This window comes from Bradyrhizobium sp. USDA 4451, from assembly GCF_054822585.1.
Map to the genome: position 1 here is coordinate 429303 of NZ_JBTRCH010000001.1, position 20623 is coordinate 449925.

The following is a 20623-nucleotide window of genomic DNA, read 5'->3' on the forward strand; positions in this document are numbered from 1 at the left end:
CTAAGCAGCCGGCGGGCCGCCTCAAGACGTGGAATTGGGCTCACCTGTTTCCATGCAGTTTCATGCTCAGACCTTGATGGAACGCAACGACCTCCAGCAAGGATTCAAGCCAGCTCAAGGCTTCGCTTCGATCGCTCGTTCGAATGATCCGGCTTCGGTGTCGAAAGTAGAAACGATCTGACGGATGCTCAACTCTACAAAGGTGAGTGGGTAATATAGGATGGGCTGTCAAACCTATACCAAGGTTTTGTCAAAACGGAACGCTGAAGCCTCATCGCCCCCCTCAACACCAGTGAAAAGCTCGCCGGGTTGGAAAACCCTATCTTTTGACTCCGCGCCGGCGCGGCCTGCTGATTCTACGCACGTCGCGCGCCTTCATAAGGACATGATAACTGCACCAAAGCAGGCCTTCGGACCGAATTCACGCTTCGAGCTACAGAACGTGAAAGGAACGTCTGCGGAGAAGTCCGACGCGCGGGCGCTAAAGCATGACCGAACCTTGCGGGAGCGGCAGACAAGCTGTAACGATGCCAGCACGCTGCGCCGCCGTCCCTTGTAGCGGGGCCTGTAGCTCAATGGTTAGAGCCAACCGCTCATAACGGTTTGGTTGCAGGTTCGAGTCCTGCCGGGCCCACCAATTTCGTCAACAACACAACAATAATAACATGCGAGACACATTTAGAACGACTCGATTTGCTCTCTTTGGAGCGGCGGCTCGATTTCGTTCTAAGAAGGACTTGTCACTGAGACGACGGCCGAATTTCCCGCCTTTTTTCGCCGATTTTTAAGCTTGAGACAGCCGAGGGTAATGCCTCCAGGAAATCTGCTTTATGAAACCTGCTGGTCGACGTGGCACAACAGCCGGTGATCCGGGCTGGTCGAACTGCGTCTCCTACGGCACGGCGGCTGGCAAGTCGGCCCGTGCGCGCGAACACATCATCCCGATGTGGCTCCTGCGCGCCACAGGACCCTCATCGCATGATCGCACCGGCCCTGTCTGTGCTGCTGCAAACCAGCGAACGCCCCGGATCAATGGCCCGCCGCCGCCTCGCCGAATGCCTTTGGCTAAAGCCGCCAAACTTGATGGCAAGCAGTGGACTTCTTGCGGGCGCCCACCGAACGACAGCGGCTTCGTCGACACGTCGATCAGGCTCCCTAGTCCGCTGCGGTCCCCTCTCAGCCCGCTCGACATGCAGATGCTGCTGCTCGGTGGCACCGGCATGTCATCCCGACATGTGGCATGATCGGCGCCGATCATATTACCCACCGCGCGGGCGATCGTGATCATGCCGATTGCGATCATTCCCCCCTTGGCCCATCGGCCGGTTCCGCATTATTCTTGAGCCACCATCGATATGATTAGCTGGCTTTGGCCTTCACGTATCTGCCGGGCGCCGGCTCGCCCGGAGGATAGAGGTTACTCCCAAGTTGGGAGCGTGCAGCCAACGCTCCTCCGTCCAGGACTTACGCCACCCCATCCAGTTGTTCCACCAGCTCTCCGGCTTCTCCTCCGCATGGGCGAGCCAGGTCTGCGGCTCATCGCTTCGATTGGCCGACAGCCAATAGCTTCTCCTGTTCTTGGATGCAGGATTGATCGCGCCGGCAATATGTCCGCTCGCGCCAAGATTAAAATGAACGTCTCCACGGAATAGCCAGTAATCTGGTAAGCAGAGCGTTCCAACACGTTTCTACTTGAGGGCTTTCCCACAGACGACACAATGGCCATTGACGAGCGTAAAAACATGCCGCTGCCGCTCCCTGCACCGGCCTTATGGCGACAAGTAGTATCAATGAGTGAAATTGTTGATTGCCAAATTCAATCCATACAAGATTGAAGGCTAATGTGACGATTGCCGCACCGATCACGCATTCTGCGGCTCGACTGTAGGCACTACGCACCCGTCGTCAGTACACAAGCGGCCTGTTGCCCCGAATACGATATCCAATTAACACCATAGTTGGTCTCACGGATGAATTCGTCGAAAGCTAATCTTTCGTGCTTCTCGAACCCTACGTAGTTGAAGTATTCGTCAAACACGATAACGCATCCGGGCCGAATCTGAGACTTGAGTCCCGTAAAGATACTTCTTGTGCTTGAATATATGTCGCAATCGACGTGGATGAACGCAATGGGCAGCTTGCGCTGAGCGAACACCGGTATCGTCTCATCAAACAGACCAACAATAAGCTCTACGTTCTTCGGAACGTCAGGCACCTTGCCTCCACGATCGAAGTCCACTGGAAGGTACCCATTCCAGCGCTCCGGCAGCCCATTAAAGCTATCGAAGCCATAAAACTTCCGCTCCAAAAATCGCTCGGCCATGGTGCTGATGGTGTAACCGCTATAGACGCCGAACTCGAGGGCAACACCCGCACCCGCTTTTGACAAGGCATCAAACCTGAACTCATCATGATCGATAAAAAACACAGCGTCAGCCATTTCTGTGCGGATAATCTCAATGGTTCGTTCCTGCGCAATCACAGACAAAGTACGAAACAAGCTATGATTTGTTCTAGGTAACCCGTACATTTCCGCAGCGGTTACAAGTTTGCGCAGGTGTTCATTTGCAATGTCCTGCTTGCTCAGCATTGTCGACAAAGCTTTGGCTACCTCTCTGGAAGATTTTGCTAACCGATCAATTGCTGCCAATAGGCGATGATCAACCGTTTCTTTCATCGCGTCATTCCTCTTGACTACACAAAATCCATTGCTCTCGCCGATCCCCACGAAATTAGCTCATCGATCCTGTGAAAAGCGTAGCTTTGAAAAAGCATTCTATGAGACAGGTAAGAGCGACTCGATTTCGGACCATAAGAACAACTGATTTGCGGCTGCTGCGACTACCAAATCCAGCAAAGTGCAAGATTGACACGGTGCAATTCGAAGAATGGGCGCCGAATTTGGCACGGCCAGCAGGCGGCTAGTAGCGCCGGTATCCGATGGGGGGTGATCCAACTCTGCTGCTGGTCCTGCTGCTGGTCACCGCAGATACTTGACGATGCCGATGATCGGGTATGTCGATGATCATCACCAACATGATGATGATGCGATGATGCCGTCGAACAGCATGTTCATAATGCCGACGATCAGTTGATCATCGAGTATCTGGCACTTTGGCCTCGATCCCGATCGCCGTCCAATTTAGTCAGGTCTCCGCCGCGCTACGGCATGATCCGGCTGGTAGGCCGGTCCGAGCGAATCCCGTCGTCCAACGAGATCGAAAGCGTCGTTTTCGATCACCAGAAGCGCAACGTCTGCTTCACCGTACCATTTGGCGCTTCGGTACTGCGTCGGTAACGAACGCTCGCAGTCTGACAACGGGACGACCCGCCGTACTTCCTGAGGTCAGACTTCCGCTCAACAGACTTGTAATCCTCGTTCGCTGAGCCCGAGATCGCACCTGACGAGCCCGTTCGTCGATTGCGCGTCTGGCCGCGGAAGCGCGTCCAATTCTGCCGTGGCCTTAACGCTTCTCTACCACCTCTACAATCGCACTCTTCAGCCCCGGGGATGCATCCCTGCCTCACCAACGCCATAAGCCGTCCATCCCCAGTCCTCATATCGACGCCGTGCCCGCCGACGATCCTGACGGGATGCTCGTTCGTGTCTTCCTCAACGAGTCCTTGGGAAATAGCCAAAGCCGAGGTCTCGCAGGCAACGGATTCTTTCCGATGAAATGAACCGGCGTCCCCCTTCGCCTGAACGTTTCAAATTGTAGCGATCGTTCGCGGCACTCGTTCACCGCCGCCGGCCAACCTTTGAAGCACACGCGAGAGCTTTTCCCGCGCACGAAGAAACTTTGCCGCAGGCGACGTGCCTGGCCGGCGCCAAAATGGAAGTGCGACGTGTCCTCGGCCCATTCAAGCATTTGCAGGCGGAAACTGCCTTATCGGGAGTGCCACGTGATCGTCTCAGGACCGGAAGATCCGGCGGCCCCAGGCACCGTCACCTGTATCGATGTCGAGACCGGCACGTTCATTGCTAACGCTCGGATCGCCGATCGGTACGATCGTCCGATCGGGGACGAAGAGGTCACGCGGATGGTCGGGGGAGCGTACCGATTGGTCTCAATCGCGGTGGATTTGGAGACGGATCTCCTGTCTCGCCGCAGCAGGCGCATTTCGGATATCCTGCGGACCCGCCGACGTCTCTGGCGTCGCCACTGCCGCGTCCGACTGTACGCTCTCGGCTGATTTTTTCGCTCCGCCCGCGTCTTGCAGGGCCGAACCATTAAGATCTAGGGCAGGAATGTAGCGCGATCGCGGCCGCTTCGGAGCGGCTGAGAAATCATCCGGATCAGGCTCGTCTGGATCGACCTCGGCAAGGATGGGTTCTTCGCCGAGTGGACGATTGATGATGGCGAGAGCTTCGGGAGCAGCATAGACCCGGTTGCGCGCGTAGCCGTCGATTCTTCTGATTGAACGCGCCGCTAAACACCGGGCAACGCATATAGCGCGCTGGTAATGCGTCGAGCCCCGAGCCTTGCTGCTCCATTCGGACGGCGAACATGCATGCGCGAAGAGAAGAGGTGCTCAATATCGCGGACCATTGTACGGTTTTGCGCGCCTCCCCGGAGGTGTCGGAAAATTGTCCCAGCGACTCATAATTGCCCGACGCAGCCAAACGGATTCTCTGTCGAAGCCAATATCAATTACCGGATGGTAGGCCGGAGTGGCCGTCCGGTTAGAGATGCGACCAATAATCGGGATTGCCTTTTTTGTTTTTGGGTTTCTGCGTGACAACCGAAGCCACGGCATCAAAAGCGATATGGCCATATGTGTTTTTGTGCCTTAAGCTGGATCTCTAATGCTCAGGAGGTTGTCAGCATGGATGGTGCAGACTCGATGTCTGATTTGGTCGACTTTGCATTCGAGGTCGCTGGAAGCGCAGGTTTTCACGCCACCGAATGGTTTCGGCGGCCGATAGACATCAACACGAAGGATGACGAGAGCCCCGTTACGGAGGCAGATCGGCGTGTCGAGGAAGCCATCAGAAAGGCGATTTCCGCTCGATTTCCAGAGCATTCGATTTTCGGTGAAGAATACGGGATCCAGGGTGATCTCGATTCGCCTACGTGGGTGGTTGATCCCATAGATGGCACGCGCAGCTTCATTTCCGGGTCTCCGCTTTGGGGAACGCTGGTCGCGCTCGCTATCCAAGGGCGTTCACAGATTGGCGTCGTCGAGATGCCCGCATTGCGGGAACGCTGGACGGGCGCAACCGGCCTGGGTAGCTGGTTTGTCAACTCGAGCGGCATTCGCACAAAATGCCAAGTTCGCGACTGCCGGCGCCTCGCCGACGCAAACTTCTACACCACGTCGCCCCTCTATTTTGCAGACTCAGAACGCGATCAAATCTTGGGCATCAGCCAAGCTGCCCGGATGTGTCGCTTCGGCGGCGACTGCTACAATTATGGATTGCTTGCATCGGGACACATCGACCTCGTCATCGAGACGCGGATGGAGCCTTACGATTTCATGGCGCTGGTGCCGGTGATCGAAGAAGCCGGCGGCATTGTCACCGACTGGGAGGGCAAGCCGCTCACGATCACCTCCGGCAAGCGGGTCATCGCTGCAAGCACGGCAGAACTCCACGCCGAAGTTCTGCCGTTGCTCTAGAAACGATGGAAGCGCGGCTGAGTCGGGCAGTTGCGTGGAAAGATGGGCGCCAGCATCATGTCGGTTGGACGCATCGGGCCTATTGTCGTATCGCGTGCCCGAAGCCGATGATGGAACAGTTTAAAAGCTGGGAGCATCTATGTGGCAAGAGGAACGACGGCGTCACATTCAATCGATGTTGACAACGTTCGGCACGCCAAGCGTTGATCGGCTGACGGAAGATTTTGGAGTATCGCGCGAAACGATACGCCGCGATCTCATGGAGATGGAAGAAAGTGGAGGACTCCGCCGGGTCTGCGGCGGAGTCGTTCCGGTTGCGGAGGACAAGGGAGGAGGCTCCCTACCAAGTGCGCACTGCCGTACGTACCCGCAAGAAAAGAGTGATTGCCAAAGCGGCCGCAGGAATGGTCGAGGCCGATTAGACGATCTTTCTCGACGCGAGGCGCGACAACCACCCTCGCCCAACGTTCAGCTCAGATGGAAGGCCTTCCTGCCGTCACCAACTCTCTGAATGCCGCCAAGTGCATGACATCCTCGGGCGATTGTATACAGCGGAAACGGGTGGTGATCTTGGGTGGGGACAGACGATCCGCCCGCAAGGTCGCCTTCCCGCAGTAGGCGATCACCTGCGCCGTATCCTTGGCGAGGAGAGATCGATGAGGTGCGGTGACGGTGTATACCGACGAACTGACGATCGATTCTGATCGGATGTGCTAACCCATCATAGCAACCTGCCCCGTCCCCTTCCAGCGACTCACGTGCTGTCAAGAAAATCTGAAACGAACCCAGTTGTGAGCTGCGGCGAGGCTCTGGCGACCGCTTGCGGCTCGCGCCATTGTGCCGCCATCGAATTGCTCAAAAGTGAGCGGAGCGCGCGTCCGATGTAGCGCAGCGCTGTGCTGCCTCTGCGGATACAGCCGCGCGCCCGGATCGCTCGTGGGCACGTGCATGCTGCTGCGCGATTGTCCGCGGAAGTCGCTGCCGCCCTCGTCATCGCCGTCATCCTTGAAACTGCTCTGCCCGGCCCAGGCCTAGATCAACGTGCCATCCACACTGAAATGTTCGCCCGACAACCATCCCGGGTCATCGGCGATCTCCACCACTTTGTTGAACAGCGCGACCACCGCATCGTGCTAGATCAATCGCTCGCAGTTCTTACGACCGTAGCCGGCCGTTTACTGATCCAGCATGACGTCCGGATAATCGGCCTCGCGCCGAGCTCAGGGCGGTGTCGCTCATGTTCGCTCCATCGGTTGCATCGGGCGACGAATCGGACCGACGGCAGTGCGCGCACGCCCTCGCATCCCGCGCGTTCATGCCGGCGCACGATGGCCTCCCCCCACAGCGTCGCTGCGGTAGCGGCTGGTCGAGGTCTGGTAGTACTGAGCGCGGATGGCCACCATGGCCTCGATCAACGCGCCCCACGGCGCGGGAAAGCGTTCTTCCGCCATCACCCCGTGCAGCATGCGCGTATGGCCCGCCAGTTCGTTGTTAAGGAACTCCAACACAGGCATAGCCGGATAGCGCTGCAGCAGCAGGATCGCGGCGTTGTCGGCCTCGCCGGCCGACGTGTCCTTGTCCCGTCCATGCAGATCGTTCTGTAGGCGCCCTATCGCGGAGATGAGTCGCAGGACCTGACGAAACGCCGGACGCGCGCGCAAGGTCGCCATGTCCAGCCCCCACAGCAGCGACAAGCAACAGAACACGTTCACATAGGCGATCGAATCGATGCCGTTGTGCAGGTACTCGGCGTAAGACCAGCGTTCTGCCTCTGCCGGCCGCGCCTGTCCGGCGCGCAGCGCAGCGCAGTAGCGCCGGGTATCGTCGAGAAGCTGAGCATAGTCGCGACGATCGTAGGCAAGTGCCGCCAGCGAAGCGCGCAGCACAGAGCAGCCCTCGAATCCGGGGAGCGCGCACGGCTCGCCCTGCCCCAGCGCCTTCTCCACCGCGGCGAGTTGTTCCGGCGCGATCAGGCCAAGGTCGTTGCAATCGTCGAGCCAGAACAGCAGCGCCAATTCGCGATAGAACGCCACGATCAGCGTTTCGTCCTGCGGATCGCGGCCGGTGCGGGCGCTGGTGTCGCGTAGGCTCGGGTGGATGAACTGCAGGATGTACTGGCCGCCCCTGACCGCTTCCATGGCATGCTCGTCGGCGAACCCGGTCAGGGAACGCCCCCACTCCAGCACCTGCTGCAGCGCGCGTTGGGGCTGGATCATGGCGCCGCTCCTGCTTTCTCGGCCTGGACGCGCCGCCCCCAATGAAGCGACAGCCACAACCCGGCGAGTTCGGCCACGCGCACGACCCGGGTGGGGCAATACAGTTCCTTGCCGATCCACAGCGGCGTTTGCGGCAGTGCATGCGCCGCATGGCGGGCGAGCATCCACTCCAGCGCACCCGCGACCGCCTGCGCGATGCGCCAGCGCCCTGTCGGCTCTTCGCTGCCGTCCATCACGCGCAACGCAAACAACGCATAGGCGGTTTCCTCGAATGTGGACGCGCGACCGGCGCCCCAGCCGCCGTCGTCGCGCTGCGCCTGTATCAGCGCCGCCAGCGCGCGCTCGTCGCGCCACTGGGGCTTGCCTTGCGCCAGCGCAGCGATCGCATGCGCGGTGGGATACAGCCACGAAACGTGCCATTTTTCGTTGTTCCATAGACCATGCGGGTTGCGATTGGCTTCAACGTAGGCGCTGGTGCCGGCGGCGGGCTTTCCCAATAGTCGCAAGGCATGCAGGGCATGGATGTTGGTCGACACCGAAGCATTTCGCTCGCCGGGGAAGGTGGCGAACAGATCGCCGATTTCGAAATGGCGTAACGCATCGACCGCCGGGTCACGGCCAGCAAGGTGCAGGACGCATAACGCAACGGCGGTGTCGTCCGCATCGGCCGCGAAGTGCAAGGCCGGCCCCAGACCGCGCCCGCTCAGACGCGCGTCGAGCTGCGCGGCTATCACGCGCACCGCCTCGGCGAGCGCGGGATGCGCGAACAGCCCGGCCAGATGCAGGGTGTACAGCGACCAGCATGGCTCGAACACGTTGATCGGCCAGACGTTGGGAACGACACCTTCGATGCCGCTGCGCGTTGCCCGCGATGCCGTCTGCAAATACGCGTCGGCGCGCGCGACCTGCGGCATGCTTCCCTGTGTCACGGCATGCGCGCGCCACGCGGCGGTGGCCGCCGGACTGATGCCGATGCTGCCGTCCTCATCCGGGCGTGCAGTGGTCGGCGACGTCCCCCAGGCTTCCCAGGAGTGCAGCAGCGGATGGCCGCTCTGCAACGTCGCCATCGCCGCCAGCTTGACCAGGCAGGCTTGCCGCAACGGCAACAGCGCTGGGTGGCGCGGAAACGTCACGCCGCCCAGCAAGGATACCGCCTCGCCGCAAAGCTGTGGCAGAATGAGTTCCGCGCCGATCGGCGCGTCTTCCGGGACTGCATGCGCATAGGGATCGGGCTGGCGCTGGAGGAACCGGCTTGCAGCCTGGACTGCGTCGGCAGCGCCGGAAAGAGGACAGGCGCGCTGCAATGCCAGTAATGCCGCCCACGTAGGCGCATGGCGGAACAGCGGGAAGTCCGCGCTTCCCCATCCGCCATCGGCCTGTTGCTGCGCGATGACCCACGCGTATGCGTCCTGCCGACCGGTGACTTTGCCGTGAAACCGCAGAGCTCGCGCCGTGTCGTAGACGGACGGACCGACGCTGCCGCCATCGCTCATCTCGCTTAGCAGACGACGCAATTCGGAAAGGATCTGTTCGGACAGCGCGTTCACGCGGGATGCCCCTTCTGCAAACGGATGGGCAGACGTCGCGCATGTCGCCGCGGGCCGTCGTATAGGCAGTGCCGGACGGCCGCCCTGCTCCGGCGCGGGCGCCCCGATGCTGGCGCCGGCCCGCCGAATAGGCTTGCGCGCAGTGCGCCGCGCGCGCCGCGGCCGTGCGGGGCAACCGCTGCGATCGGTGCCGGAGACTTCGCACATAGTGCAGCTTGCACCGCTGCCGCCAGCCAATCGCAGCGGCACACGGGCATCTCCAAGCGGACGGGCACGCTCATGCGCATGGCGCGTGCTTGAACAGATACGCGTTGGCCTGCTGCAGGATTTGCGCCAAGCGTTCTGTACCCGGCCCCAGCGGCGCGATGGCCTCCCCGGCATCGCGCAACAGATCCAGCGCGAACTGGCGCGCTGCCTGCAGTCCCATGATCGACGCGCAGGTCGGCTTCTGTGCCGCCGCGTCCTTGCCGGGGGTCTTGCCCAGCGTCGCGGTATCCGCTGTCACGTCGAGAATGTCGTCGATCACCTGCAACGCCAGGCCGAAACAGGCGCCGTAGCGATCGAGCGCACAGTACAGCGCAGCGTGCGCGGCATCCTCCGCGATGGCACATAGCGCGCCCATGCGAACGGACGCGCGCACTAGCGCTCCGCTCTTCATCCGGTACATCGCCACGATCCTGTCCAGCTCCACGTGCTTTCCAACCAGCGACAGATCGATGGCCTGCCCACCTGCGGCACCCTCGGCGGACACCGCCTGCGCCAGTTCGCGCACGAGCGCGATACGGTGGTCGCCCGGCGCATCCAGGCTCGCCAGGGTCAGAAAGGCGTGCGCCTGCAACGCATCGCCGACCAGGATCGCAGTAGCTTCACCGAACTTGACGTGCACGGTCGGAAGGCCGCGGCGAAGCACGTCGTCGTCCATCGCCGGCAGATCGTCGTGCACCAGGGTGCAAGCGTGCATCATCTCGATGGCAGCGCCGACGCCCTCGAGCATGTGCGCCGGCGTGTCGGACAGTGCGCCGGCAGCCAGGCAGAGCAAGGCACGGGTGCGCTTCCCGCCATGCAAGGTGGCGTAGCGCATCGCGGCCATCAGCTCGGTCTCGCCGTCACGCTCGACAAAGAGAAGGCGCGCCAGCACCTGTTCGACCCGCTTTGCACCGTCCTGCATCCAGATCTCGGGCAGCAGCCCGCCGGATGCGCCGCGCGCCGGCGCGCCCAATCCGCCGAGCGCGGAATCACCAGTTCTGTCGTCCTGTGCCGTGGAACCGGTCTGCATGTTGTTCATGTCCTTGTCCCCGACGAGCGGGCCACCGAGGTGTTGTCGGCGTCGCACCGTGCGCGCGCCGAGTGCAGCGTTGCCGCACGGCGCCGGCGCCGCTGCCTCGCCACATGCGCTTGCGATGCCAGCTCATGAGAATCCGATGCGCATAGTCATGGACGGATGTGCGGTCGGGTAATAGCGCCGGCCTTTTTCGGCGTCGCTCAGCAACCGCGGCCGCACCCCGGCCTCGTGCATGGTCAGCGCCAAGGCGATACAGAACTGCACCAGTTCCAGCCATGCCAGGTGGTAGCCCATGCAGACGTGCGGACCGGTACCGAACTGCAGCATGTCCATCGGACGGATCGGCTCGGTGCGTTGCAGCCACCGCGCCAGCCGAAACTGATCAGGCGCCTCGTGCAGCAGCGCCGAGGTCGAGAAATGCAGCAGCGGGACGCACAGATCGGTGCCCGCGGGAATGCGCCGTTCGCCGACTCGCAATTCCCGCACTGCGCGACGCACCAGGAGCGGCGTCGCCGGATGCACGCGCAGCGTCTCGCGGAACAGCGCCTCGGCAACCGGACACTGCGCCAGGTCCGCGTGCCGGGTCGGCACCGCACCCACGCGTTGCGCCTCCTCGACCAGGGCGTCCCACAGCCCAGGCTGCCGCGCCAGCTCGATCACCATCCAGGCCATCGTCGAGGCGGTGGTGTCGTGCCCGCCAAGCAGCAGCAAGCGGATATTGGCGACCAGGACGTCATCGGAAAGCGCATCGTTGCTGCGATCGAAGGCGCTCACCATGTCGTTGATCAACCCGGTGCGCGAGGCATGTTCACGCGCGGCGCGGACGAACTCGCGTAACCGCGCATCGATCCAGTCGCGGGCGGCGCGGCCGCGCCGCAATGGCAGTCCGGGCAGGTCGACCGGGGGCGCGACGATCAGCTGCAGCAGTTGCCGGTATTTGCGATGCCATCCCGGCAGGTCCTGCGCGGCGATTCCCATGAGACTGAAGATGAGCTTGAGCATCAGATCGCCGGTTTCGCGCAGGATGGTTACGTCGCCGCGGTCGCGCCACCTCTGCACGCGCGCCCGGATGACGGGCGCGAACAGCTCGCCGATGCCGGCCTGGGTCAGTCCCTTGGGCAGAAGCGCCACCTGGATCGCGTCGCGCGCCTGCCGGTGCGCGATGCCGTCCTGGGCAACCAACGTTCCGCCAAACAATTCGGGCGCGATGTCTTCGATCAGCGCCGAGGACACGTCCTTGTGCCGGAGCAGTGCGAGGGCGTCCGGATCCAGACTGGTCATCAGATGTCCGGCAGGGCCGAAATCCAGCCAGAAGTGGCTGCCCAGCGTCCGTTCCGCGCGCCGCAGCAGGCGCGGCAGGTCGCAGACGACGGCGGGAAGATGTCCGACCAAGGGGAAAGCGCCCGGCACGACCGGGATGTCGTGCCGCAGCCGATGCCGACGGTTCAGCGGGTTGAGCAACATGTCCATCAGCAGCCCCGCGACGCGTCCGCTTCGGCGGTCTTGCCGGAAGGCCGCGCGGCGCGGCTGTTGCCACCATCGGCGTACGTCGGCACATGCGCCAGCATGCCGCCGTCGATGCACAAGACCTGGCCAGTAATGAACGCAGCATCGTCGGAGAGCAGGAACGCCACCAGCGCGGCCACGTCTTCGGGGCGGCCGACGCGCGGCAGGAGCTGGTGCCGGCGCAGATGCCATTGTGTGCACTCGTCCAGCTTGGCGAGGAGACGATCGGTCATGATGAGACCCGGCGCAACCGCGTTGCAGCGGATCTGCGCATGACCGTACTGGGTGGCGAGCGAGGCGGACAGCATGTTCATCGCCGCCTTCGACGCGGCGTAGGACGTCTGCGCGGTGTCACCGCTGAGCCCCTGGCACGACGACATGTTGACGATCGCGCCACCACCGCGGGCGATCATCCGTGGGATGGCCTGCCGGCAGCAGAGCAACGTGCCGCGCAGATTGGTCGCCATTGTCTGATCCCAGACCGCCAGGTCCAGGTCGAGGATCGCGCGGTCGCGCGGAGTCAGATGCATGGCGCTCGCGTTGTTCACCAGCAGGTCGACCCCACCGAAGTGCCGCTCCGCCGTTTCGAACAGCGCAGCCACCGCCTGCGCATCGGCGATGTCTGTGGCCGAGGCCAGCGCGCGGTCCGCCTCGGATGCAATTTGCGCGGTGCAGGCGATGGCCGCCGAGCCATCAATGTCGGCGACCACCACCCTGCCTCCCTCGCGCGCGATAGCGAGGGCGCATGCCTTGCCGATGCCGGCGCCGGCACCGGTCACCACGGCCACCTTGTCTTCAAATCGTCCCATCGTGCCCTCCTGGGTGGCGTTGGTCTCTTGCGGCATGCCGCTCGGCCTCCGGTGTAGAAGGCACAGGGTCGGCGCTGCCGCGCTCGTCATCGCCAGCGTCGCTTTCGATGACCCGAATGGCGGCGACTGGGCACTGGCTCGCCGCCAGCCTCACGGCGGCGTGCAGCGCCTGCGGGACCGTCGCCACGCATACTTCGGCCACGCCGTCCGATTCGCGCTGGCGAAAGGTGCCCGGCAGCGTCAGCACGCACTGCCCGCTGGTTCCGCACAGATCCTGGTCGACCACGACGCGCATCTCAGCTCCGCTGCGCATGCAGCCGCACCGGCAGCGCGCGGAACGTCCGAAGGAACGCGGAGGGCTCCCGGGTCGGCTGCCCGGCCAATGCCAGCGTGGGGAAACGGGCCTGGATCCGCGGCAGGCTCTCGGCCAATTGCACCCGGGCCAGTTGCGCACCGAGGCAGAAGTGAATGCCGTGGCCGAAGCTCAGCATGATCTGCCCGTCGGTCGAGATACCTGGACTGGTGCCGTAGAACCGCGCCGGATCGAAGCGATCGGGATCGGCGAAGGCGTCCGGGTCGCGATTACCGGACGCGATCAGCACGCGCACGTCCGCGTTCTTCGGGATCACCACGCCGCCCAGTTCGATGTCGCGCTGGGCGATACGCGGAATGGAGCTGAACATCGCGGGCGCGTCGCAGCGCAGGACTTCTTCGACGAACGCCTTCACCCCCACGGCGTCTCCCTGCAGCCAGCGCCTCTGTTGGGGATACGCCGACATCGCCAGGACCGCATGGTCGATGGTGGCAGCAGTGGTGGCGAAGCCGCCGAGCAGCATGCCCCACAACATGCTGATCAACTCCGCATCCGACAGCGTGTCGGCATCATCGTCGTGTGCACCGACCAGCATCGACACGATGTCGTGGCGGGGATCGGTGCGCTTGCGCTGGATGAGGCCCCCGAAATAGGCCTTCACTCTGGCACTGGCCGCGTCCGCCGCGGCGAGCTGGGGATACCTGGCGCGCGGGCTGAGGCCTTCCAGAATGGCGCCGATGCCGGCGGCGAGCCCGAACATGTCGTCCTGGGGCATTCCAAACAGTTCAGCGAAGATTAGCATGGGCAAGACCAGCGCGAATTCCCGATGCAGGTCCACGGCCTCCCCGCGCTCCAGTGCGGGCGCCATGCCGTCCAGGCGCGCGGCGACGATGCGCGCGATGCTCGGCCGCAGGTCGTCGATCTGGCGCATGGTGAAATCGCGCGAGATCAGCCGGCGCAGACGCGTATGCGCCGGTGGGTTCTTCATCGCTAGCGTGGACGCCAGCAGATTGAGCGACAGGCTGGTCGCCGCATGCGGGAAATAGCGCGCCAGTTCGCCTGGCGCCGGTCCCAGAAACGCATCGCCCGTGGCCTTGAGCGCCCAGTAAATGTCGGAGTGGCGGCTCAACAGAAAGAGGCCCGACGCCGCGCGATGCACCGGATCGTGCTCGCGCAACCACCGCATGAACGGATACGGGTCGTGGATGCATGCCGGAGACGCCAGTTCGGCGAAGGCGTCCCGGTATGCTGCCCTGGTTTCTTGCACGTGCATCCTGATTACCTGTCGGGGGCTTGATCTAACCGGCGCGCCCCAGGCGCGCCGGCAAATTGCGGAGAGGATCGCGATCAGCGTTGGCGTCCGTGCATCACCAGAGCACCGGGAATTCCTCGAAGCCGCCAGTAATGATCTCCTTGCGCAACTTCAGTTCTTCAGGCGCCACGGCCAGACGCAGCGCGGGAAAGCGCTGGAAGATCGAACCAAACACCGCCTTGAGTTCCAGCCTGGCCAGCGCCCCGCCGATGCAAGAGTGCGGCCCGTAGGAGAACGCCAGGTGCGGCTCTTCCTGGCGTTCGATATCGAAGATTTCCGGGTCATCGAAATGGCCCGGATCGAACGACGTCGCCGGCAGGCCGACCAACACTTTGCTCTCCGCGGGAATATCCACGCCCGCGATGGTCACGTCGGTCCTCGGATAGCGCATGATGCCGTCCCAGCCCGCGCCCGGCGGGTACATGCGCAGGATTTCCTCCACCGCCTTGTCCACCAGGGACGGATCGCCGACCAGGCGTTCGCGCTGTTGCGGATGGCGGAACATGGCCAGCAGGCCGAATTCGATCTGCGCGACGGTGCTCTCGTGCCCCGCCACCAGCATGCCCGCCGCAAGGCCGACCGCCTCTTCCTCGGTCGCCTTGCCCTGGTCGACCGCCGCGAGCAGATCCGTCAGCAGGTTGTCGCCCGGAGTCTGGCGCTTGTCGCGCATCTTGCCGCGCATGTAGGCGCGCAGTTCTTCCCAGGCCCGGCGCGACGCACTGCGCGGGCCGCTTTCATGCTGGTGCGTCATCACCTCGTCGGACAGCCGGGCGAAAAAGGCGTGATCCTCGTAGAGCACGCCCATCAGCGCGCTGATGACCATGGCCGGAAGCGGAAAGGAGAGGTGGCGCCTCAGGTCGGCGGGCTGAGGCTGGGCCGCTAGTTTCTCAAACAACTGCGCGGCGATCGCTTCGACCTGCTGCGCGAGCAGGTTCACCCGGCGGTTGCTGAAGGCCGGCGCCACGATCGTGCGTAACCGGGCATGCTCGCCCCCCTCGTGCGACACCAGCCAGCCCGGCGAACCGAGAATCACCGAATCCGGGGTGAATGCCGCCGGCGGCATTCCCGCGGGCCGGAACGCCGCGTCGGACAGCACCGCCTTGGCCTCGTCATAGCCTGTCACCCACCAGCCTTCGTGTCCGGACGGGAAGCGCACGCGGTGGATCGGACCGTTGGCGCGTAGCGCCAACATCTCCGGCGAAGGCTCGATGTGATCGACGCGCCACATCGGCAGCGTCGGCAAGGATTGTTCGGACATGGTGGCACATCACTCTCTAAGCGATGAAGGGGCGGAAGGTGACCGATAGGAGCCGCAGGGCAGCGAAGACGGTAGGTAAACGACAGCCTCCGCGACGTTGGTCCGCACCAGATCCCCGATCCGCACGAGTGGCGCGAAGAGGCTCATCGCAATTCCAGTCGTCCCAGCGCACGCTCAGGCAGAAGGGGGCCCTAGCCGAACGGCAGGTGCGGGTTGCCCCGACGCATGACATCGAACCTGTCGGCATTGCCAAGATGGACTGACCGTAAGGATTGGTGAAGGAGGCTCGAGGTACCCGCCATCAACTTGCCCGCCAATATAGCTTGCGGCGCAGTCGCACTTTTCCGGTGGCAGTTTCGCTGGCTCCCAAAAGAAGAACTCTAGATCGCATCCAACCCTTCCCTGCATTTCTCGGTCCACTACCGAGCGCCAAGTCATGCCACAGCAAACCGTCGGAATGGACCAAACGCGAGCGGCGGCGCGCGCCGTGTCCGTCCCGAAGATCATCGCACCGCGATCGGTGATGATGCCGTGAACAGAGCAAATCGCGTGCCGAGGTGAGTTCGCAGGCTCAGCAGGCACTTCGTAGCGCGCGTATGTCAGGTTTCTGGCATTGAGTCTCAATGCCGACAATGGCGCAGCAAGTGCCAGACAAAGGCCCGCTCTCGCGCTGAATGTGCGGGGCGGCCTTGCACGGATTTCAAACAACCGGAGTGGTTGTGGAATGTGGTTCGCAGGAAACCACTTCGATGTCGACGGTAGTTATCCCGAAAATGAAACCCGCCTCTCCGACATCTCGCTGAGTTGGATGGCGCATGCGGCCGAGACCTTTCCCGACCGCAAGGGACGCGGCGGATTCGGCATCAAGGTACACGATAGATTTCTGAAGCTGAATGCGGATCGCTTGGTCCCTGGCACGACAAGCGCGAACTCGGTCACTTTTGACTGCAAGTCAGGGGCCGTGCCCCTGACTGCAAGTCAGGGGCCGTGCCCCCCAACACGAGAGCGCGGTGCGGCTCTGCCTGCACGCGCAAAGACCTAAGCGAACGTGATGCAGGCCATCCTACAAGAACCGCCCGGCATCTTTCACAGGGATCTCAGAATCGGGGAAACCTTGTCCTCTGCTTACTGGGAATCCAGCCTTGTGCGAGGAGCCGGAACAGATGGCGGACCACAGGTTTCGTCGTATTCGGAGCCTACTTCAATGCTGATGACTACTGAACGAAGGCCGACAATACGGACGCTGCGCGGATGGGAGATCCACGTGCTCCGGGAAGCGGGCCCATCCGCGAGTGCGAGGAGCACGCTTGGATGCAGGACCGCGCCAGTCCGCATGCACGAGAGCGGGCCTTCAATATCGCCCGTCGAGACCCGCCAATAGGCGTCTCTGGACTCGATTGGAGACACCTGTCCAGAATGCCCCCAACGAGGATGACCGGCACTAAGCATCTACGCCAATTCGTCTCTGACTCAGCGGCCTACTGTTTCTCCATCCGCTTGCGCGCGTCGCCGACCTTTTTGACGGCCTTCTTCACCGCCGGCGCCGACTTTCCGGTCTTCTTCGCCTCGTACTGCACTTCGTAGCCCTGCCCGCCTGCCACCCGCGGCCGGTCCTGCTTCGTCCGCGCGCCGTGTTGCTCTTCTTCGCTGCAGCCATCGGTGCCTCCTGTTGTGACATTGAAAGCACCGCGACAGGGATTCGCAGGTTCTGGAACGATTCGAACTGTGCCAATTTGAATCGGCGGCAACGTTGAGTTCTTCCTGTGCCTTTTCAGCGTAAAGCCAACAGCTACCGGCGGCCGACGGCACGACCGACTTCTCGGTCCTGCAGAACGAGCTCAAGGGCAAATCGAAGAGCATCATCCTCGTAGCGTTCGATCTGCTCTATCTGAAGAGCCTATGCGACATCCGACTCCCGCTCTTTCAGCGCAAAGCCGAACTTAAGAAGATCCAATAGCGGTACCCGGCAACGGGCCGTAATAGCCACGCCGGCATACGCCATGATGGCGGGCCCCTTTCCCGAGTGCCCCCGGCGAGGAGCTTCATGAGTCCTTGCGCGAGGGATCGAATCCGCATGACCGAGACGCTGCGCGGCTCGGTTCAGGAGAGCCCGTTGCGGCATCGGCCGCACGCGCCAAGCGGAAGAAGTGACCCGGGCTTGAATCTGAGACTCTAGATTTCCTCACGCGCATGCGTCTGCGCGTCATAGATCCTGACCCGAAGCTTGGGAAAGCGTCTCTTCAGTTCTTCTCCGCCGGCCCTGGCGCCCTCTTTCGTTGCAAACTCAGCTTTTAACAGGCCATCGACTTCGATCGCGAAGCCTGAAGTCGGCATCTTGCGGGCGGCAGCAACCATCTTGTTTCGTCTCATATTGGATTTTGCGCACGAACTGCTTAGCCTGAGTCGGCGAGAAGCCGCCAGTCACAACGGCCATTGTTGACCACCAAGTAGCGCCTGTCTGCAATTCGCATGCTGATCTGGATGCTTTTCGGTCTACCCCTCCCCCAACCTACGCCGCCTGGATTCTAGCGAGGAAGTCGTCCAGCTCGCGCTTCAGCCGAGTACCTTCCTCAGAAAGCAGTTCGGCAGACCTTAGCACTCCCGCCGAAGCCTCCCCGGTCAGCTTTGCGCCCTTAGTGACCTCACCGGCGCTTGTCGCCACCAGCGTCGTCCTGGCTGCGGCTTCCTGCACATTGAGTGCGATGCTTTGGCTGGTCGTCTCCTGCTTTCCGATGGCCTCCACCACGTTCCCCGCAATCTCCGAGATGCGTCCGATGAGGCCGCCAATTTCGGCAATAGTCCCGACCGAATCACGTGTCGCAGCCTGTATTCCGCCGATGTGTTCGCTGATCTCAGCGGTGGCATGGGCGGTCTGCGTCGCGAGAGATTTCACTTCCTGCGCGACGACCGCGAACCCCTTGCCGAAGCCTCCGGCGCGTGCAGCCTCGATGGTGGCGTTGAGCGCGAGCAGATTTGTCTGCCGCGCGATCGCGGCAATCAGCTGAACGACGCCACCTATCCGCTCGGCTGCAACTGCTAAACCGGATATTCGCTGGTCGCTCAGTTGCGCCATGCGAACCGCTTCGTGCGACATACTGGCCACCTGGTCGACCTGCCGGCCGATGGTGGCGATGGTTCCGGCCATTTCACCGGTTGCGTCCGCGAGGCGCTGAACGTTGGCGGAGGTTTCCTCCGACGAAGATGCGACCTCGACGGAGAGTTGCCTGCCGCGATCGGCCGTGCCGGTGAGACTGCGCGCGGAGGCTTCGAGCTCTGAGGATGCGGATGAGACGGTGCCGATAATCTCGCCCACGGCGCTTTCGAACTCTCCGGCGAGTCGGGCGATATCGGCCTTACGCTGCCCGGCGGCGACACGATCCAGTTCGGCGCTCGCATCGAGCTCCGCCTGCGCCTTCTGACGGGCCTCCAGTTTGAACATCTCGACCGCTTCGGCCATCTCACCGAGTTCGTCCTTTCGGCCAAGTCCTGGCAAAACGACATCGAACCTCCCCTCGCCGAGCTGGCGCATGGCCGTTGTCATCGACGCCACTGTTTTGGCGATGCGCTGGCCGAACAGCAGTGCGGTGAGCCCCACAAGTACCGTTGAAAGTCCAATCACCCAGATGAGCGTCTCCCGGATTTCTTCCGCCCGAACTTCAGCAACCTGCGAACGCGCCCCGGCGGCGGCCATGATCTTCACGAGCGCTGGCCGGACACGGTCGTAGATCTGTCCAAGATCGTCCACCTGGTCGTTCAGTGCTTGCTGCGTCACCATGAACGCAACAAAACTCGACTTGTATGCGCGGATCAGTTCCAGGATCTGGGATTTCGCCTCTTCTGGCAAGTTTGCCTGACCAAGCGCGGTTTCAAACGCCGCTTCCTGATCCACCAATTGATCGCCATATTTGTCCTCGCCACGCAGGATGAAATCCTTCTCGTGCCGGCGCATCATCAACATCAAGGTGGTGAGACGCGGCTGGTTCAGCTCTTTCAGGCGCTGCTCGACGTCGTGAACGGCATTGCGCAGCTTGCCTTGAAACCCTTCATTTTCGTTGAAGCCGAGATTGCGTTGGGCGGAGACGACGTTATGAAAGCGTGTTGCGTAGAGACCGATCACCGAGCGCAGGGACGTCACGTGCTTGAGCGGGTCGTCAGCGGGCAACATCGTCACAAATGTTTCAACGTAACCGAGGTCCGCGAGCTGCCGCTCATAATTCTCCGCATGGTTCTTGATCAAGACATCACTTGGTTTGCGGAGGAAGTCGTTTGCGATTTGTCGCGACTCCAGGAAACTCTGTGACAGCGATGCGACATGATCCTTGAATTTGTTGCTGTCGTTTGATTCGCTCTGGACGAGGCGCGCGTAGTTCAGAGCGCCGGCGCAGATCACGCCGGTGACAAGGACCCCGGAAATCCCGAGTAGTGCCATTTGGCTGCGCAACCCCATGCGGAAACGCCTCGATGGCCTGCCGTTCCTCGTCACAACTTCGCTCATGTTACCCCTCGAATGAGTTCTTGCCCCAGTGGCCGTGTTGTTGAACAACGGCGCCGACAGGCGCTGGTCAGTATTGGCTAGACGGGAGTTGTTGACCTGGTTCGTTCGGTCGATGATGACCGGCTCAATAGGTCAGATTGATTTCGAAAATCTGAACTCGCACTGTGCGTTCTGATCGACGCGAACTACGAGGCCCCTCCGGCGACGGCAACATCATGCCCACGATAGGCCGATCATCGGCGACCTTTACAGAAAAGATGCGCGCG

13 protein-coding genes, 1 tRNA gene and 5 pseudogenes are annotated in these 20623 nt (G+C 62.2%); 6 read left to right on the plus strand and 13 right to left on the minus strand.

Features of this window, described 5'->3' with window-relative positions; translation table 11 throughout:
* The first annotated feature begins 561 nt into the window (after window positions 1–561).
* Window positions 562–637: transfer RNA gene (locus ACVMB0_RS01805), tRNA-Ile, on the plus strand.
* Between the two features lie 1254 nt (window positions 638–1891).
* Here the strand turns inward: ACVMB0_RS01805 and ACVMB0_RS01810 are convergent.
* The gene (locus ACVMB0_RS01810; RefSeq protein ID WP_461345131.1) at window positions 1892–2677 is read right to left on the minus strand and encodes a class I SAM-dependent methyltransferase; all 786 of its coding nucleotides are present in this window, start codon (window positions 2675–2677) and stop codon (window positions 1892–1894) included.
* Between the two features lie 2150 nt (window positions 2678–4827).
* Between ACVMB0_RS01810 and hisN the strand changes: the two genes are divergently transcribed.
* Window positions 4828–5619, plus strand: a complete 792-nt coding sequence (hisN, locus tag ACVMB0_RS01815) for a histidinol-phosphatase (RefSeq protein ID WP_461345132.1) — start codon at window positions 4828–4830, stop codon at window positions 5617–5619.
* A 139-nt stretch (window positions 5620–5758) separates the two neighbouring features.
* Window positions 5759–6130 (plus strand): DeoR family transcriptional regulator, encoded by a 372-nt coding sequence (locus ACVMB0_RS01820; protein WP_461345133.1) that lies wholly within the window; start codon window positions 5759–5761, stop codon window positions 6128–6130.
* 357 nt (window positions 6131–6487) lie between these two features.
* On the opposite strand, the pseudogene ACVMB0_RS01825 reads toward ACVMB0_RS01820, so the two are convergent.
* From ACVMB0_RS01825 to ACVMB0_RS01865, 9 genes and pseudogenes are all read right to left on the minus strand, one after another.
* Window positions 6488–6776: pseudogene (locus tag ACVMB0_RS01825) on the minus strand (IS5/IS1182 family transposase); the annotation flags it as partial.
* Between the two features lie 156 nt (window positions 6777–6932).
* A complete protein-coding gene (locus ACVMB0_RS01830; protein ID WP_461345134.1) occupies window positions 6933–7835 on the minus strand; it encodes a terpene synthase family protein in 903 nt (300 codons plus the stop codon).
* On the minus strand, window positions 7832–9382 hold the full coding sequence (locus tag ACVMB0_RS01835) for a hypothetical protein (protein WP_461345135.1): 1551 nt from the start codon (window positions 9380–9382) through the stop codon (window positions 7832–7834). Before ACVMB0_RS01835 ends, ACVMB0_RS01830 begins: the two co-directional genes overlap by 4 nt.
* 277 nt (window positions 9383–9659) lie before the next feature.
* Window positions 9660–10658 carry a polyprenyl synthetase family protein gene (locus ACVMB0_RS01840; protein ID WP_461349575.1) on the minus strand — a complete coding sequence of 333 codons (999 nt, stop codon included), beginning with the start codon at window positions 10656–10658 and terminating at the stop codon, window positions 9660–9662.
* A 132-nt stretch (window positions 10659–10790) separates the two neighbouring features.
* A complete protein-coding gene (locus ACVMB0_RS01845) occupies window positions 10791–12134 on the minus strand; it encodes a cytochrome P450 (RefSeq protein WP_461345136.1) in 1344 nt (447 codons plus the stop codon).
* Window positions 12134–12979 (minus strand): SDR family oxidoreductase, encoded by an 846-nt coding sequence (locus ACVMB0_RS01850; RefSeq protein ID WP_461349576.1) that lies wholly within the window; start codon window positions 12977–12979, stop codon window positions 12134–12136. The genes ACVMB0_RS01845 and ACVMB0_RS01850 overlap by 1 nt, the downstream gene beginning before the upstream one ends.
* Window positions 12966–13274, minus strand: coding sequence for a ferredoxin (locus ACVMB0_RS01855; RefSeq protein WP_461345137.1), 309 nt, complete (start codon window positions 13272–13274; stop codon window positions 12966–12968). Before ACVMB0_RS01855 ends, ACVMB0_RS01850 begins: the two co-directional genes overlap by 14 nt.
* Before the next feature lies 1 nt (window position 13275).
* Window positions 13276–14565 (minus strand): cytochrome P450, encoded by a 1290-nt coding sequence (locus ACVMB0_RS01860; protein WP_461345138.1) that lies wholly within the window; start codon window positions 14563–14565, stop codon window positions 13276–13278.
* 94 nt (window positions 14566–14659) lie between these two features.
* Window positions 14660–15862 carry a cytochrome P450 gene (locus tag ACVMB0_RS01865; RefSeq protein WP_461345139.1) on the minus strand — a complete coding sequence of 401 codons (1203 nt, stop codon included), beginning with the start codon at window positions 15860–15862 and terminating at the stop codon, window positions 14660–14662.
* Window positions 15863–16586: 724 nt separating this feature from the next.
* Between ACVMB0_RS01865 and ACVMB0_RS01870 the strand changes: the two are divergent.
* Window positions 16587–16697, plus strand: a pseudogene (locus tag ACVMB0_RS01870) (phospholipase effector Tle1 domain-containing protein); the annotation flags it as partial.
* Between the two features lie 369 nt (window positions 16698–17066).
* Window positions 17067–17297, plus strand: a pseudogene (locus ACVMB0_RS01875) (hypothetical protein).
* 43 nt (window positions 17298–17340) lie between these two features.
* On the opposite strand, the pseudogene ACVMB0_RS01880 reads toward ACVMB0_RS01875, so the two are convergent.
* Window positions 17341–17519 (minus strand): annotated as a pseudogene (locus ACVMB0_RS01880) (DUF3606 domain-containing protein).
* Window positions 17520–17651: 132 nt separating this feature from the next.
* Between ACVMB0_RS01880 and ACVMB0_RS01885 the strand changes: the two are divergent.
* Window positions 17652–17813, plus strand: a pseudogene (locus ACVMB0_RS01885) (DNA ligase); the annotation flags it as partial.
* Between the two features lie 221 nt (window positions 17814–18034).
* On the opposite strand, the gene ACVMB0_RS01890 reads toward ACVMB0_RS01885, so the two are convergent.
* Together ACVMB0_RS01890 and ACVMB0_RS01895 are read right to left on the minus strand one after the other, a co-directional pair.
* The gene (locus tag ACVMB0_RS01890; RefSeq protein WP_461345140.1) at window positions 18035–18217 is read right to left on the minus strand and encodes a hypothetical protein; all 183 of its coding nucleotides are present in this window, start codon (window positions 18215–18217) and stop codon (window positions 18035–18037) included.
* A gap of 154 nt (window positions 18218–18371) precedes the next feature.
* Window positions 18372–20357 (minus strand): methyl-accepting chemotaxis protein, encoded by a 1986-nt coding sequence (locus ACVMB0_RS01895; RefSeq protein WP_461345141.1) that lies wholly within the window; start codon window positions 20355–20357, stop codon window positions 18372–18374.
* Window positions 20358–20623: the final 266 nt, after the last annotated feature.